This is a genomic window from Deltaproteobacteria bacterium, assembly GCA_019308995.1.
GTDB lineage: Bacteria > Desulfobacterota > Desulfarculia > Adiutricales > JAFDHD01 > JAFDHD01.
In genome coordinates this window covers 1-15,781 of record JAFDHD010000013.1, presented here as the reverse complement: position 1 = coordinate 15,781, position 15,781 = coordinate 1, and the positions used below count along the sequence as shown (strand labels likewise).

The following is a 15,781-nucleotide window of genomic DNA, read 5'->3' as shown; positions in this document are numbered from 1 at the left end:
AATATGATTTTCAGAAACCCTGATCAGGGGGTCAGGGTGACGTGGTAGGCATAACGGCCACGCTGCACCACCATCCCCAGGGAGTGGCGGAGGCGGTACTTGGCCATGGCCTTGAGGTAGTCATCCAGGTTGTTGATCCTGATCTCGTTGATCTGGTGGACGATGTCCCCGGGCCTGAGACCGATCCGGGAGGCCGGTGAATCGCGCCTGACCCTGGCGATGGGCAGCCCGCTCCTTCTTTGCCTGGAAAGTCCCTTGTCTTTCAGGCTTAGCCCGTACCGGTCAAAGCTGATCTTCATGGCTTTTTTAAGAGGAAAGGTCTTGACCTTGAAACTGAACTCACGCGGCCGCCCCTGGCGATAGACGGTTAGCTTGATTTTTTCCTGATCAGTGTAAGATCTGAGGATGTCCTCATAATCATCTATTGATCGGATCTGCTGCCGATCAATGCGCACGATAACGTCTCCTCTGGCCAGACCGGAACCGGCCACGGGTCCATCTGGATCAATTCCAGTAATGAGTATGCCTTCGCGGTTGGGTGTCTTGAAATAGGCGGCCAGACGCTGGTTCAGGTCCTGGAGCGACAGCCCCAGCCAGACCGGCAGGACTTGTCCATAGGATATCAGAGACTTGATGATCCTCTTGGCTTTATTGATGGGGATGGCGAAGCCGATGCCATGGGCCTGGACGTGGATGGCCGTATTGATGCCGACCAACTCACCATTGATATTTAAGAGCGGGCCGCCGGAGTTGCCCGGATTGATCGAGGCGTCGGTCTGGATGAAATCCCTGTAAACGCGGTCATTGGTCCGTATGTGGCGGTTCAGCGCGCTGATGACCCCTGTGGTGACAGTGTGCGTTAAGCCAAACGGGTTGCCAATGGCGATGACCTGTTCGCCGATCATCAAATCCGAGGAATCGCCCATTTTTAGATAAGGCAGCTCCTTGTTTGATTTAATCTGGAGTACGGCCAGGTCCGAGTCCGGATCGGAACCGACCAGTTCAGCCGTAAATTCCTGCTCGTCTCCCAGGGTGACCTTGATTTCAGAGGCCCTGGCTACGACGTGCTCGTTGGTCAGGATGTAGCCCCGCTTGCCATCAATGATGACCCCTGAACCCAGGGAGGTTCTGGCGCGCTGGCGCAATCCCGGGGTTTCGAAAAAGTCCCGGAAAAAACGATTAAAAAAATCGTCCCCTTCAAACCGCCAGAAGGGGTTGGTGCGCTGATCCACGATCTGGGTGGTATTGATATTGACCACCGCCGGTCCGGCCAGCCGCACCGCCTTGACCACCGGCGTCTCACGCGAGGAGCTCTCAGCCAAGGCGGACCCGGCATAACTGAAGACCGCAGCCAGAATTACTGCCAGGATAGCGAATCGGAAGGATTTTAATCGAAGAGACATATTTTATTTTTTCAATAACATTAGTTAAATCAAGGTCTTATCGGGGAGTAATAATTTCAAGTTGTTCCTTCACTATGAGGTAACAAATCATTATCTCAAGTGTTACATCTTCGATCAAGCTAAAACATGGTTTGCGCCCATTAGGATTAATTATCCTGTTGGCTTAAAAAATGAGGCTCGAACCGAACCGGACGCGCCCCGAGTATATGTTTAACCTATGGCCCTGAGGCGGGCGACCCGTTCTTCGAGCGGCGGATGGGTGGAGAAGAGACCGGCCAGTCGCCGGCCCGAGAGGGGGTTGACGATGAACATATGGGCCGTGGCAGGGTTGGCCTCCAGAGGCAGGCGGCCGCTGGCCTGCCCCAGGCGGGTCAGGGCGCGGGCCAGGCCTTCCGGATGTCCGGCAATGCGCGCGCCAGTGGCGTCGGCCAGATATTCTCTTGAACGAGAAATGGCGAATTGAATCAGCATGGCGGCCAGCGGGGCGATAACGGCCATGATCAGGATGACAAAGATATTTCCGCCGCCCTCGTCGTCGTCGCCGCCGAAACCGAAGATGGCGGACCAGCGCGCTATGCTGGCCAGGATCATAATCGCCCCGGCCAGGGTGGCGGCGATGGAGCTGATGAGGATGTCCCTGTTCCTGACGTGAGCCAGTTCGTGGGCCAGGACACCGGCCAGTTCATCCCGGCTCATGAGGCGTCTGAGCCCCGCTGTCACAGCCAAGGCAGCGTGGTTCGGGTTGCGTCCGGTGGCAAAGGCGTTGGGCGATTCCTGTGGGATAAGGAAAAGCCTGGGCATGGGCAGCCCGGCCCGGTCGGACAGCGTCTTGACCAGGCTGTAAAGCTCTGGATCATCGGCCGGGGTTATCTCCTGGGCCCGGTACATGGCCAGCACGATTTTGTCTGAAAACCAGTATGAGGCGAAGTTTATGGCCATCGCTAAAATAAAAGCGATAACCATGCCTTGTCTCCCGCCAAACAGACTGCCAAAAAATATGATCAGGGCCGTAAGCACGGTTAAAAGAAATAATGTCTTGATTTGATTGGTCATCATGAACTTATTTAGTATTGAAGTTTTTGAGGGGGTGCAGGGGGAAACTTTTTAAAAAGTTCCCCCCTGCTATGTAAACAGGCCTATTCAGGCCTGGGTTCAAGAATCAGACCTTGCTCGCCGGTCTTGACCGACACGATATCACCTTCCTGGAAACGGTCTTCCAGTATGGCCATAGCCAGCGCGTCCTGAATATTGCGCTGAATGGCCCGTTTCAAGGGACGAGCGCCATAAACCGGATCGAAGCCTTCGCGAGCCAGGTATTCCTTGGCCCCGTTTTCCAGGGAAAGGCGCAGCTTGTGGTCAACGAGGTTCCTGTTCAGGAGCTTGACCTGTATATCTACGATCTTTTTGACCTGCTCCATATCCAGGGCGTGGAAGATGATGATGTCATCCACACGGTTCAAGAATTCCGGTTTGAAATGAGCCCGGAGGGCCTCCATGACACGCCGCTCCATCTCCTCATGATCCTGACCCTCAAGATCCATGATCCACTGGGAGCCAATATTTGAGGTCATGAGTATAATGGTATTCTTGAAGTCCACTGTCCGGCCCTGACCGTCGGTCATGCGGCCGTCGTCCAGGACCTGAAGCAGGACGTGAAACACATCGGGATGGGCCTTTTCAATCTCGTCGAACAGGATGACCGAATAAGGCCTGCGGCGGACCGCTTCGGTCAGGTGGCCGCCTTCCTCATACCCGACATATCCCGGCGGTGCGCCGATAAGCCTGGCCACAGAATGCTTCTCCATATACTCCGACATATCAATGCGAACCATGGCCTGCTCGTCGTCGAACATGAACTCGGCCAGGGCGCGGGCCAGCTCTGTCTTGCCCACCCCGGTGGGGCCCATAAAGATAAAGGATCCAATAGGCCGGTCAGGGTCCTGGATACCGGCTCTAGCCCGGCGGACGGCCCGGGAAACGACCTCGATCGGCTCATCCTGGCCTATCACCCGAAGTTTCAGCCGGTCTTCCATATGCAGGAGCTTCTCCCTTTCGCCTTCCATGAGCCTTGAGACCGGGATATTGGTCCATTTTGCCACTATCTCGGCCACATCGTCGGCGTCCACCTCCTCTTTGAGCATGCGCTTATGCTCCTGCATCTCCTCAAGCTGCTTGTTGGCCTCGGCTAACTGGGCCTGCAGCTCCGGGATGCGGCCGTAAATCAACTCCGCCGATCTGGTCAGGTCGCCAGCGCGCTGCGCAGCCTCAGCCTCGACTCTAGCTTGCTCGATCCGTTCTTTAATGGAACTCAAATCGCTGATGGTCGCTTTTTCAGCCTGCCACTGGGACTTAAGCGCCGCAGACTCCTCCTTCAACTCAGCCAGCTCCTGCTCGATCCCGGCCAGCCGTTCCCTGGACGCCTCGTCCTTTTCCTTCTTCAAAGCCTCACGTTCGATCTCTAACTGGATGATCTTGCGTTCGACCTCGTCAATCTCAGCCGGAAGGCTGTCAATCTCGATCCTGAGGTGGGCCGCCGCCTCGTCAACCAGATCAATGGCCTTGTCAGGCAGCCAACGGTCGGTGATATAGCGCGCCGAAAGGGTGGCCGCCGCAACCAGGGCGCTGTCCTTGATGCGTACCCCGTGATGCACCTCGTAGCGTTCCTTGAGACCCCTGAGGATGCTGATGGTGTCCTCGACCGTGGGTTCGGTCACCAGTACTGGGGCAAAACGCCTTTCCAAGGCCGGATCCTTCTCAATACGCTTGCGGTATTCATTGATAGTCGTGGCCCCGATACATCTCAATTCGCCTCTGGCCAGGGCCGGCTTGAGCATGTTCGAGGCGTCCACCGCCCCTTCAGCCGCGCCTGCGCCGACCAGGGTGTGCATCTCATCAATAAAAAGGATGATCTCGCCGGAGGCGTTCTCGATCTCCTTGAGCACAGCCTTGAGCCGGTCTTCGAACTCACCCCGGTACTTGGCCCCGGCCACCAGGGCGCCGATATCCAGAGCCACCACCCGCTTGTCCTTCAGGCTTTCGGGCACATCGCCGTTGGCAATCCGCTGGGCCAGCCCCTCGACAATGGCCGTCTTACCCACGCCAGGCTCGCCGATCAGGACCGGGTTGTTCTTGGTGCGCCGGGAGAGTATCTGAATGGCCCGCCTGGCTTCATCGTCGCGGCCGATGACCGGGTCGAGCTTGCCTTGACGGGCTAACTCTGTTAAATCACGAGCAAATTTTTCCAAGGCCTGATACTTGTCCTCCGGGTTGGGGTCGGTCACGCGCTGGGCCCCCCGGATGTCCACCAGCCCCTGGAAGACCTTGTCCCGGGTCACGCCCTGGCCGAGGAGTATTTTAGCCGCCGGGTTGTCCTTCACGGCCAGGATAGCCAGCAGAAGATGCTCGGTGCTGACGTAATCGTCGTGCATCTTCTCGGCTTCGGTAAAGGCGACATTAAAAACCTTTTTTAATTCAGTGCCCATGTAAGACTGCATGCCTCCGCCCTGGACCTGAGGCAGGGCCTGAAGCCCGGATTCTATCTCAGTCAGCAAGGCGTTAAGCTGCACACCGAGCTTTTGCAATATCGGACGGACAACCCCTTCTTTCTGATCCAGGAGGGCCTTAGCCAGATGCAGCGGTTCAATCTGCTGATGGCCTCGGGACTCGGCCAAGGTTTGAGCCTCCTGGACCGCCTCCTGGGACTTAAGGGTCATCTTGTCAAATCTCATTAGTTATATCCTCCAAAAAACAACAACTTACCAAATTATCATAACTACTTATAAGTTAAGTTCGCTTAAGGGAGGTGTCAAGGTAAGTGAAAGGAGATTTATGAAGATGATGAGGAGTTATACAGAGGCTTTTTTCTCAGGACTATCTGCGATACCTAATTCTTTAAAAATATTCATCTTATTTTGTATTAGGAAGTTGGGTACCCTAACCTACATTCACGTCAATGGTGCGCATCACAATAGTGAAAATTGTCAATTTGAGATTGTTGGGGCGGGATTTATCCCAGCCTGGCAAGGAAGATTACTTGATTTTTATGAGATTATTGACCTTACGCACACCATGAGTCGAGCGGGCCAGGTGCACCGCCCTTTTTCTGGCCTCTTCAGAATCCACCGCGCCGATGAGCGTGACCTCACCCTTGAAGGTTTTGACTGAAATGGCAAAGCCTTTCAATACATCGTCCTTTATAAGCCTGGCCTTGACCTTGGCCGTGATGGCGGCGTCGTCCACCGTCTGACCCGCGGTTCTGCCTGCTGGCGTCAGGCAGGCCGTGAGGCTCAGAAGCATTCCCATACAGATGAATAAAACGGTTACCATTTTTAATTTTTGCATGGCCTTACCTCCCGGTTTGGTCGTTTCAGATCGGATTGAGCTGACCTATTTTAACCTTATCTTCCCTGGCTTTCAATTACTTCCTTCCAGGCGGCCAGTCAGGTTGTCCTGTGGAGCGGGGCGCCCTGACAAATCAGTCTCCCCGGACATCTTTATTCCCAGCTGATTCCAATTAAGTGTTGGGGTTCTTCCGCCGCTGCCCAATTGGGCGCATAGAATCCTTGTTCAACACAGGAATGAAAAGAAGACCATCGGTAATTCAAGGGTTGAGATACATAACCATGTTTGACAGGATTGTAATGTATGTAATCAAGATGATTATTAAAATCCTCCTGGTTACGGACAATGTGGTCCCAGAAACGGTTCTGCCAAAGGGTTACATGGCCTTTAAGTTGATTGAGTTTTTTATATCGATAAGTATAACGTAATTTTACCGATTGCATAATCTCAGAAATCCAGTATTGATTTTCTTTACCATACTTATTTTTTTTCTTTTTAAAAATTCTTGTTGTTTCGCTAGCGGACTTCTCTTGTATCTGAATCATCCAATGGAAATGATCATCCAATAAAATATAACCCAGCATGTTATAAGGTTTCTCTGCCTTTACCTCTCTCATAATGGTAAGCAACAATCCCTTGTTTGCGTCGCTTTTCAAGTGGGTATTGCGCATGTGGCAAACAGCCGTCATAAAAACTGCTGTATCGGGAACATAAAAACGACGGATGTTGGTCATATTTGATTCTTGCCTTGATATATTTTTGTCAGGGAGCTTCGCACCCTGACCTACAATATTTTTTACTTGATTCCACACTGTAGGTCAGGGTAGCTCGCGAAGCGAGGTTCCCTGACAATATTAATTTGATTCTATCCGTCCTCTTAATTTTTTAAATCCTCAAGCCACCTATCCAGGTCTTTTAAGGCGCGCCGCGCGTAAAAGGCCTTGCGGTCTTTTTTCCTGACTCCAGCCGGGGCAGGCGGAAAAAGTCCGAAAATGACATTCATGGGTTGGAAGTCCCTGGGTGTCCTGTCCGTGAGGTGGTTGATCAAAGCCCCGTGCGCCGTGGTGGGCGGCGGTGTAACCAGAGGCAGGCCTCTGGCTAATCGAGCTGCATTCTCCCCGGCCAGAATACCCATGGCCGCGGACTCGACATAGCCCTCCACGCCGGTGATCTGCCCGGCCAGGAAGATGCTGGGGTGGCGCATGAGCTGGAGGTGGGCGTTGAGGTGGCGCGGGGCGTTGATAAAGGTGTTGCGGTGCACACTGCCATACCGGACGAACTCAGCCTTTTTAAGCCCGGGAATCAAACGGAAGACCCGGTCCTGTTCCGGCCGTTTGAGCCTCGTTTGAAAGCCAACCAGGTTGAACATGGTCCCGGCCCTGTTCTCCCGGCGAAGCTGCACCACGGCATAAGGCCGCTGGCCGGTCCTGGGGTCGCTCAGGCCGACCGGCTTCATGGGACCGAAGGTCAGGGTCCGCGGCCCGCGCCCGGCCATGACCTCGATGGGCAGACAGCCCTCGTGGTACCGGGGCTTCTCAAAGGGGCGGGGGGTAACCCGGTCGGCCCGGGTCAGCGCCTCGTAAAAGCGGCTGTACTCCTCTTCAGTTAAAGGGCAATTAATATAATCGCCTTCGCCTTCCTGCTCGTAGCGCGAGGCCGTAAAGACCCTGTTCATATCAATGGAGTCAAAGGTGACGATCGGCGAGGTAGCGTCGTAAAAGTGCAGGTGTTCAGACCCGATCAGGGTTGAAAGCGACGCGGACAAAGGATCGGAGGTCAGCGGCCCGGTCGCCAGAATGGTCAAACAGGAAGGATCGAGATCGGTTACTTCCTCCCTGATGAGTCGCACCTGATCCAGGGCTTCAATACGGGCGGTGATAAGGGAGGCGAAACGCTCCCGGTCCACGGCCAGGGCTTTTCCGGCCGGGACTTCGGTCTCATCCGCACACATCATGATTAGAGAATTAAGAAGGCGCATCTCCTCCTTGAGCAGCCCGATGGCAGAATGAAGGTCTCTGGAACGGAAGGAGTTGGAACAGACCAGCTCGGCCAGGCGGGTCGTGGTGTGGGCTGGTGAAAACTTCCGGGGCTTCATCTCAAAAAGATCAACACCCATATCAGCCTGGGCCAATCTCCAGGCGGCCTCACACCCGGCCAGCCCCCCGCCGATAATAATGATTCTTGGTTCGGTCATACAAGGATCATAAAGGATTCACAACTCAAGGGCAAGACGCTAAAGGGCAGCTCTCTGTCAGGGTGATCTGGCCTGCGATCTGCTTTAAATCTTCTAAATATTCGTGTAGAATGATTGACAAAAACAATAGATCATATTAGGTATAATGGTTCTTTTGCGCGGCCTAAATAGCTTCACGTGCGCCCGGAGAAAAGTGAAGGATGAGCATTAAGGCGATCAGAGGTTTTAAAGACATCCTGCCTCAGGAGGTCGGGTGGTGGCAGGAAATCGAGGCGGCGGCAGCCCGGATTCTCCGCAGTTTCGGCTTTGAGGAGCTTCGTATCCCGGTGGTGGAGCGGACCGAGCTTTTCTCGCGTTCGATCGGGGAGGAGACCGATATTGTTGAAAAGGAAATGTATACCTTTAACGATCGGCGCGGGGAGTCCCTGACCCTCAGACCCGAAGCCACGGCTGGCGTGGTCCGGGCGGTTATAGAACACAGCCTGGCCGCCAACGGCCGTCCGCTCAAGCTTTACTCCTTCGGGCCCATGTTTCGCTATGAACGTCCGCAAAAGGGGCGGCAGCGCCAGTTTCACCAGCTCAACGTGGAAGCCTTCAACGTGACCGAACCGTTCATTGACGCGGAGCTGATCATCCTTTTAACCTCCTTTCTCTCGGAAGTCGGACTCAAGGACATGGAGATCCATGTTAACAGTCTTGGCTGTCCCAAATGCCGGCCTGGATACAAGGAGAAGCTTAAAAGCTTTCTCAAGGGCCGCCTTGACGAGCTTTGCCTTGACTGCCAGCGCCGTTATGAGACCAATCCCTTGCGGGTATTTGACTGCAAGGTTGAAGGCTGTATCAGAACGGTCCAAGATGCGCCCCTAATCCTGGACACGCTTTGTCAGGATTGTCAGGGTCATTTTGCTCATGTTCGGAAGGCTGTTGAGACCGCTGGGGTGGCCATTGTCCTGGCGCCGAGGCTGGTGCGCGGCCTGGATTACTACACCCGGACCGTATTCGAAGCCCAGACCGCCCGTTTGGGGTCGCAGAACGCGGTCGGCGGAGGAGGCCGGTACGACAGCCTGGTCAGGAGCCTGGGCGGCCCGGACATGCCCGCCATTGGATTTGCCCTTGGCCTGGAGCGGTTGATCATGCTTCTTTCTGAAAGCCGGAAGCTTGAGCGCTCCGGACCGGACCTGTTCATTGCGGCCCTGGATACCGCGGCGCAGGAGATCGGCTTCGACCTGACGCAGGACCTGAGGCGGCATGGGCTGAGGGTGGAGATGGATTACACCCCGGCCAGCCTCAAGAGCCAGATGCGGCGGGCCAACAAGCTGGGCGCGTCCTGGGTCCTGATCCTGGGCCCTGAGGAGCTGAAACGGGGCGTGGGCATGCTCAGGGACATGGAGAAAAGTAAACAGGAAGAGCTGCCGCTGGACAGTGTCATTACCAGCTTGACGGCCCTGCTGGCAAGAGGAGAACCGAGTTGATTGAATCCATGGCAGACCTGAAACGGACTCACTATTGCGCCGAGCTGAACGAAAGGCATCTCGGTCAGAAGGTGGTGCTCATGGGTTGGGTCCAGCGGCGGCGCGATCACGGCGGGCTGGTCTTTATTGACCTCAGAGACCGGACCGGTTTGATCCAAGTTGTGTTCAACCCTCAGGAAGACCCGGAAACCCACGAACGTTCCCATGCGGTGCGCAGCGAATACGTCATTGCCGTGAAAGGCCGGGTCCGGCCCCGGCCCGATGACATGATCAATGAGAAGCTAGAGACCGGGCGGATCGAGGTCTTCATCCATCACCTGCGCGTTCTCAACACCGCCGTAACCCCGCCGTTCATGATCGAGGACAGTATTGACGTCTCAGAGGCCATCCGGCTCAAATACCGCTATCTCGACCTTAGACGCCCGGCGATTCAGCGTAACTTCCTGCTCAGACACAAGGCCTACCAGGTCACGCGCCGCTTTTTAAGTGAAGAAGGTTTCATCGAGTTCGAGACCCCGGTCCTGACCAAGTCCACCCCTGAAGGGGCGCGGGACTATCTGGTCCCTTCCCGAACCAGTCCGGGCCGCTTTTACGCCTTGCCTCAGTCGCCTCAGCTCTTCAAGCAGCTCCTGATGATCTCCGGATTCGACCGCTACTTCCAGATCGTCAAATGCTTCCGGGATGAGGATTTGAGGGCCGACCGCCAGACGGAGTTCACTCAGATTGACGTGGAGATGTCTTTCATTACCGAGGAAGACATCTTTGATGTTACGGAACGGCTCATGACCACTTTGGTGAAAGAGCTTCTGGATATTGACGTTCCGCGCCCCTTTCCCCGGCTGACATATGACGAAGCCATGAACCGCTATGGCCTGGATAAGCCTGACACGCGTTTCGGCGTGGAACTGACGGATGTAACGGATATCGTGGCTGAAACCGATTTCAAGCTTTTTGCCCAGGTCGCGGCCGGCGGCGGCTGCGTCAAGGCCATCAATGCCAAGGGCTTGAATACCCTGTCCCGCAAGGAGCTTGACGACCTGACCGAATTGGCCGGGATTTTCGGGGCCAAGGGTTTGGCCTGGATAAAAATAAACCCGGACGGCTGGCAATCCCCCCTGGCCAAATTCTTCACCGACGGTGAAAAGGCGGCCCTGGCTGACACCCTCAAGGCCGAACCCGGTGACCTTCTTCTTTTCAGCGCCGATACCCCGAAGGTGGCTTGTGAGGTCCTGGGCCAGCTCAGGCTTAAGCTCGGCCAGGACCTGGACCTGATAAAATCCAATAAATTTCACTTTCTCTGGGTCACTCATTTCCCCATGTTCGAGTATAGTCCTGAGTTAAAACGCTATCAGGCCGTGCATCACCCTTTTACAGCTCCCCTGGAGGAAGACCTAGATAAACTGGAGACAGCCCCGGAGGAAGTGCGGGCCCGGGCCTACGATCTGGTCCTGAACGGGAATGAGATCGGCGGAGGCAGTATCCGTATCCATCGGCGGGACGTTCAGGAAAGGGTCTTTCGCTGCCTCGGGATCAGCCAGGCGGAGGCGGCCGAAAAGTTTGGTTTTTTGGTGGAGGCCCTGGAGTTTGGTGCGCCGCCCCACGGCGGTATCGCACCTGGTTTTGATCGTCTGATCATGATACTGGCCGGAGCTAATGCTATCAGGGAGGTAATCGCCTTTCCTAAAACCCAGAAGGCGACCTGTCTCCTGACCGGCGCGCCGAACAGGGTTGATCGCCAGCAGCTCCTGGAACTGGCCATCCGTCTCGACACCGAGCCTAAAAAAGAGGATTAAATAAAAAAAAGCCGCGGCCTGTCCGGCGCGGTCTGCTAGTTACTTATTTCCTTGCCAGGCGGCAACAAGGAGGAATGATCATGGCGCGATGGAACAAAGACCGACGGGTGCTCGAACATGAGCATACCGATTTCTGGAGCTACAAACTGGTCGAAGCCGGAGAGCCTAACCTCCAGCGGAACGTCTTTCCTTACGACCAAGTCAGCCGCATTGATTTCGATCATAAATACACCGTCCTGGACCCGGCCCGGAACTTTTATATTTCTGATTCAACCTTTCGTGACGGTCAGCAGGCCCGCTCCCCATACACTGTCAGGCAGATTGTAGACCTCTTCAAGCTCCTGCACCGCATCGGCGGACGCAAGGGCGTCATTCGCCAGAGCGAGTTTTTTCTTTACAGCAAGCGCGATAAGGCGGCGGTCGAGAAATGTTCGGAGCTGGATTACGAGTACCCGGAAGTCACGGGCTGGATCAGGGCTGTGCCTGATGATCTACAGCTGGTCAGGGAGATGGGGCTGGGCGAAACCGGTATCCTGACCTCGGTTTCGGATTATCATATTTATATAAAGCTTGGCCTGAACCGGGTCGAGGCCCTGGAGAAATACCTTGAAATCGTGCGCGGTGCCCTGGAACTGGGGGTTGTTCCACGCTGTCATTTTGAGGACGTCACCCGGGCCGACATATACGGCTTCGTGATTCCGTTTGCCCTCAAATTACGGGAACTCACCGAAGAGTATGGCCTCCGGGTCAAGGTCCGGCTCTGCGACACCCTGGGCCTGGGGGTGACCTACCCCTCAGCCTCCCTGCCTCGATCCGTGCCCAAGCTGGTTCGGGCCATGATCGAAGACGCAGGCTTTTCGGGCGAGGACCTTGAATGGCACGGCCACAACGACTTCCATAAAGCCCTGATCAACGCCACCACGGCCTGGCTTTACGGGCTTTCCACGGCCAACGGCACCCTGCTGGGCTTTGGAGAGCGCACCGGGAACACCCCCATCGAGGCCCTAGTTATGGAGTATATCGGCCTGCGAGGCAAAACCGATGACATGGATACCCGGGCCATCACCGATATGGCCCGCTATTTCGAGCGGGAGATAGAGTATCATATCCCGAGCAACTTTCCGTTTGTCGGGTCCGACTTCAATGCCACCGCCGCTGGAGTTCATCTGGACGGGATGCTCAAAAATGAGGAGATTTACAACATCTTTGACACCAAGGAAATCCTGGGGCGGAGCCCGAGTATCATCATCACCGACAAGTCCGGGGCTGCGGGAGTCACTTACTGGATCAACCAGCGCCTGACGACTGACATTGGCGAGAAGATTGACAAACGCCACCCGGGCATCACCAAAATCGTGCGCTGGATTCAGAGACAATACGACCAAGGCCGGGTTACCTCCATCTCGACCAAAGAGATGGAAAAACTGGCCCGGCGCTACCTGCCTGATTACTTCAAGTCAGAATTCGACCGGCTCAAGGCCAAGGCCAAAGAACTGGCCTACCGCCTTCTGGAAGACTTCATCGAGGGCCCGGATGTCAGGTCCATGGACCCGTCCCGCCAGGAACCGGTCATGCAAGCCCTGCTGGATGCCAATCCTTTTATCCAGTATCTTTATGTGGTTGATGAACACGGGCGTAAAACGACGCATGACATCACCCACGTTACCGAGAAGGCCAAGTTCGAAGCCAGACCCCAGGTGGTTGACGAGGACCTGTCCGATCGAATCTGGTTCATTGAACCCATGAAGGACGGCCAGATCCATGTCACGGATTTCTATACCTCTCGTTATACCGGCGCCCTGTGTATCACTGTTTCCGGCCCTATCAGAAACGAGGATGACGAGATCGTGGGAGTTCTGGGCCTTGACATGCGTTTTGAGGATTTGGCTCGAATGGAGGAAGAAGAAATCTCGTAACCCGTGTCATCCTCTTATCTCCGAGCCGGTGTGGATATCCTGACATGAGCCCCCACAGGACTATCTCCTCGCCGCTTCAATAAGGTTCGAAATGCCTCCGCGAATCCTTCTGGTCAACCCCTGGATTTACGATTTCGCGGCCTTTGACCTCTGGGCCAGGCCTCTGGGGCTTCTGTATTTAGGCGCGGTTCTCAAGAAGGCCGGTTACGACGTCCGGCTGGTGGACTGTATGGATCGCCTCCACCCCAAGGCGTGCGGTCTCGGAGCGCGGCCGGGCCGATTCCCCGGAACGGGTCACTGGCCGCGGGAGATCGTTCCGACACCGGCCGTCTTGCAGGAAGTACCCCGCCGCTTCGCTCGCTACGGCCTGCCTGAGACTGCTTTCCTGCAGGCCCTCGCGGCAGGACCCAGGCCGGACCTGATCCTGATGACATCAATCATGACCTATTGGTATCCCGGAGTGCAGAAGGCCATTGAACTTCTGCGCCAGACCTGGCCGGAGGTGAAGACCCTCCTGGGCGGGATCTACGCCACGCTCTGCCCAGATCATGCCAGAAAATATTCCGGCGCGGATTCAGTCTTGAGCGGCCCCGGTGAAACAAGCCTGATTGAGGCGGTGGGTGAGCAGGTCAGGCAGGGTGAACCTGCCTCTGCCTCTTCATTCAAACAGAACTGGCTTGAGACCTGGCCGGCCCTGGAGCTTTATCCGTGTCTGGAATTTGCCTCGCTCATGACTTCAAGGGGCTGTCCCCAGCGCTGTCCTTACTGCGCCTCGGCCACGCTTTACAGCGCCTTTGTGCAGCGCCCGGTTGAGGATGTTCTGGCCGAAATAGAGGATCGCCACCTGCGCCTCGGGTTGGCTGACTTTGCCTTTTTTGACGACGCCCTGCTCATCGAGGCGGAAAACCACCTCATGCCCATCCTGGAGGGTGTGCTCAGGCGAGGTTTCAAAATCAGTTTTCACGCGCCCAACGGCCTGCATCTTGGGCTGATCCGCCCCGAACTGGCCCGCCTGATGTATGAGAGCGGGTTTAAGACCCTGCGTTTAGGCCTTGAGACCTTCAACTGGGACAGGCAGAGGGCCTGGGGAGGCAAGGTTGAGGCGGGAGAATTCGAATCGGCTATGAAGAGCCTCGTTGAGGCTGGCTTCGAGCCGAGGCAGATCGGGGTCTATCTCCTCTATGGCCTGCCCGGCCAGCCGCTCGATGAGGTGCTGCATACCGTTCAGACCGTCAAGGCCGCGGGCGCCCGTCCGTACCTGGCCGAATTCTCCCCTTTGCCCGGCACACCGATGTGGGAGGAAACGAAAAGGCAGTCACCCTTTGATCTGGAATCCGAACCCCTGTATCACAATAATACTTTTTTCCCCTGCCGCGGACCTGATTTTTCCTGGGAAAAAATTGAGGAGATAAAAAGAGCGGCAGTAAGTTGATATATAACCCCGCCAGGATCGCCGACATTGCCTTGGGAACCACATGCAGAACCACGAAGGAGGGAGAGATGCCGCCTGCGACTGAACTGCCCGATAAGCCCGACCTAATATCATCTGAGCAGCCCAATGTTATCTTCATTTAAATTTTTTTCGAGCGAACTGTATTAGCCAATGCTTTGGATCGCTCAAACCCCGATCTTGGACGCCTGCCGCATGAAACAGATAATGCCAGCGCCCATTAGGCCGTGCACCATTCCTTTAGCGTGGCGAGCTCACTCGTGATGTCCTTCACCTGGGAGTTCACCTCAAGTGAGATGCTGCCTTGGTAGTTCAGGGAGCGTAAGCGTTTAAGGCACGACTTCAGATCAATACTCCCGTCCAGCAAACCCAGGTGCTGATCATAAGAACCATGATTATTGTGAAGGTGGATGTTATCAATAATGTCGAAACAGCTTTCGATCGCGTCCGCCATGGCGCCAAATTGCTTAACCGGCACCGGCACATCTTGAGAGGCTCTGGGTATATTGGCGTGACCCGTATCAAAGGTCATGGCTACGGGCAGGCCCTCGTCCTTGAGTCTGCGGATCATTTTCGCACATGACTTAATATCATGGAGGTTGGTTGCGTTTTCAATGGAAAGCGTCAAACCGGACCCCTCACAAAAGGCGGCGCATCGGGAGAAGGCCAGGAATTGCCGGCGTGGTTCGCGATCAGTAGCCACCCCTTCGGTACTGCCGGTGGCGTGAATGACCGCATAGTCCAATTTCAGCCGCTTGGCTATCTCGATGGCCAGTCGTATCTGCTCCATGGCGTCCTCGCGCACCCTTTCATTTACGGCAATTACATTCAAGTTATAAAAAGGCAGGTGCGCCCCCTTGCACTGAAAATGATTCACAAAATCTTCCAGCTCCCTCAGTTCCGCCTCCTCATACTCCCAGGGGTATGGGGCAAAACGCCTTCCGATTCCTTCCAGAATGATCTCCACACTGCTCAGGTCAAACTGCTCGCGAAGCTTCAGCGCCAGGTCTCTTGCCTCGCTCCTCGTATGCCGATCATGATCAAGGCAGCTCATAGAGATACCGATATGCATACTCACCTCCGCCTGTTTTATGATATTTAATTAGTGCCTGTCCGGGAATGAGGTAATTCAGTTCAGGATAAGCGTCAAATAGCAATTGTCAATCGTTTCATTTCGAATGGTCGAAATGAATTTAACTTATTTAAGTTAAA

At 55.2% G+C, this 15,781-nt stretch carries 11 protein-coding genes; 4 read left to right on the top strand and 7 right to left on the bottom strand.

Annotated elements, in window-relative coordinates; all coding sequences use genetic code 11:
- Positions 1-23 precede the first annotated feature (23 nt).
- The 6 genes from JRI95_04310 to trmFO all read right to left on the bottom strand — a co-directional run bounded on the left by JRI95_04310 (position 24) and on the right by trmFO (position 7,938).
- Positions 24-1,403, bottom strand: coding sequence for a trypsin-like peptidase domain-containing protein (locus tag JRI95_04310; GenBank protein MBW2060768.1), 1,380 nt, complete (start codon positions 1,401-1,403; stop codon positions 24-26).
- Between the two features lie 210 nt (positions 1,404-1,613).
- A complete protein-coding gene (gene htpX, locus JRI95_04305) occupies positions 1,614-2,456 on the bottom strand; it encodes a zinc metalloprotease HtpX (GenBank protein MBW2060767.1) in 843 nt (280 codons plus the stop codon).
- 83 nt (positions 2,457-2,539) lie between these two features.
- Positions 2,540-5,131, bottom strand: coding sequence for an ATP-dependent chaperone ClpB (clpB, locus tag JRI95_04300; GenBank protein ID MBW2060766.1), 2,592 nt, complete (start codon positions 5,129-5,131; stop codon positions 2,540-2,542).
- Positions 5,132-5,432: 301 nt separating this feature from the next.
- Positions 5,433-5,744, bottom strand: a complete 312-nt coding sequence (locus JRI95_04295) for a BON domain-containing protein (GenBank protein MBW2060765.1) — start codon at positions 5,742-5,744, stop codon at positions 5,433-5,435.
- A 152-nt stretch (positions 5,745-5,896) separates the two neighbouring features.
- A complete protein-coding gene (locus JRI95_04290) occupies positions 5,897-6,478 on the bottom strand; it encodes a transposase (protein ID MBW2060764.1) in 582 nt (193 codons plus the stop codon).
- Positions 6,479-6,621: 143 nt separating this feature from the next.
- Positions 6,622-7,938, bottom strand: a complete 1,317-nt coding sequence (gene trmFO, locus JRI95_04285) for a methylenetetrahydrofolate--tRNA-(uracil(54)-C(5))-methyltransferase (FADH(2)-oxidizing) TrmFO (GenBank protein MBW2060763.1) — start codon at positions 7,936-7,938, stop codon at positions 6,622-6,624.
- Between the two features lie 200 nt (positions 7,939-8,138).
- Here trmFO and JRI95_04280 point away from each other — a divergent pair, with 200 nt between their 5' ends.
- The 4 genes from JRI95_04280 to JRI95_04265 all read left to right on the top strand — a co-directional run bounded on the left by JRI95_04280 (position 8,139) and on the right by JRI95_04265 (position 14,551).
- Entirely contained in the window at positions 8,139-9,410 is a 1,272-nt protein-coding gene (locus tag JRI95_04280; GenBank protein MBW2060762.1) for a histidine--tRNA ligase, read from the top strand.
- Complete coding sequence (gene aspS, locus JRI95_04275; protein ID MBW2060761.1) at positions 9,407-11,203, top strand: aspartate--tRNA ligase; 1,797 nt, start codon at positions 9,407-9,409, stop codon at positions 11,201-11,203. The genes JRI95_04280 and aspS overlap by 4 nt, the downstream gene beginning before the upstream one ends.
- An 80-nt stretch (positions 11,204-11,283) precedes the next feature.
- Positions 11,284-13,119 (top strand): histone-lysine N-methyltransferase, encoded by a 1,836-nt coding sequence (locus tag JRI95_04270; GenBank protein ID MBW2060760.1) that lies wholly within the window; start codon positions 11,284-11,286, stop codon positions 13,117-13,119.
- A 91-nt stretch (positions 13,120-13,210) separates the two neighbouring features.
- Positions 13,211-14,551 (top strand): B12-binding domain-containing radical SAM protein, encoded by a 1,341-nt coding sequence (locus tag JRI95_04265; protein MBW2060759.1) that lies wholly within the window; start codon positions 13,211-13,213, stop codon positions 14,549-14,551.
- Between the two features lie 238 nt (positions 14,552-14,789).
- On the opposite strand, the gene JRI95_04260 is transcribed toward JRI95_04265, so the two are convergent.
- The gene (locus tag JRI95_04260; protein MBW2060758.1) at positions 14,790-15,641 is read right to left on the bottom strand and encodes a sugar phosphate isomerase/epimerase; all 852 of its coding nucleotides are present in this window, start codon (positions 15,639-15,641) and stop codon (positions 14,790-14,792) included.
- Positions 15,642-15,781 lie beyond the last annotated feature (140 nt).

Excerpts from the sequence above, each read along its gene's own strand:
- JRI95_04310 (MBW2060768.1), bottom strand. The coding sequence starts at position 1,403 with ATGTCTCTTCGATTAAAATCCTTCCGATTCGCTATCCTGGCAGTAATT.
- htpX (MBW2060767.1), bottom strand. The coding sequence starts at position 2,456 with ATGACCAATCAAATCAAGACATTATTTCTTTTAACCGTGCTTACGGCC.
- clpB (MBW2060766.1), bottom strand. The coding sequence starts at position 5,131 with ATGAGATTTGACAAGATGACCCTTAAGTCCCAGGAGGCGGTCCAGGAG.
- JRI95_04295 (MBW2060765.1), bottom strand. The coding sequence starts at position 5,744 with ATGCAAAAATTAAAAATGGTAACCGTTTTATTCATCTGTATGGGAATG.
- JRI95_04290 (MBW2060764.1), bottom strand. The coding sequence starts at position 6,478 with ATGACCAACATCCGTCGTTTTTATGTTCCCGATACAGCAGTTTTTATG.
- trmFO (MBW2060763.1), bottom strand. The coding sequence starts at position 7,938 with ATGACCGAACCAAGAATCATTATTATCGGCGGGGGGCTGGCCGGGTGT.
- JRI95_04280 (MBW2060762.1), top strand. The coding sequence starts at position 8,139 with ATGAGCATTAAGGCGATCAGAGGTTTTAAAGACATCCTGCCTCAGGAG.
- JRI95_04270 (MBW2060760.1), top strand. The coding sequence starts at position 11,284 with ATGGCGCGATGGAACAAAGACCGACGGGTGCTCGAACATGAGCATACC.
- JRI95_04265 (MBW2060759.1), top strand. The coding sequence starts at position 13,211 with ATGCCTCCGCGAATCCTTCTGGTCAACCCCTGGATTTACGATTTCGCG.
- JRI95_04260 (MBW2060758.1), bottom strand. The coding sequence starts at position 15,641 with ATGCATATCGGTATCTCTATGAGCTGCCTTGATCATGATCGGCATACG.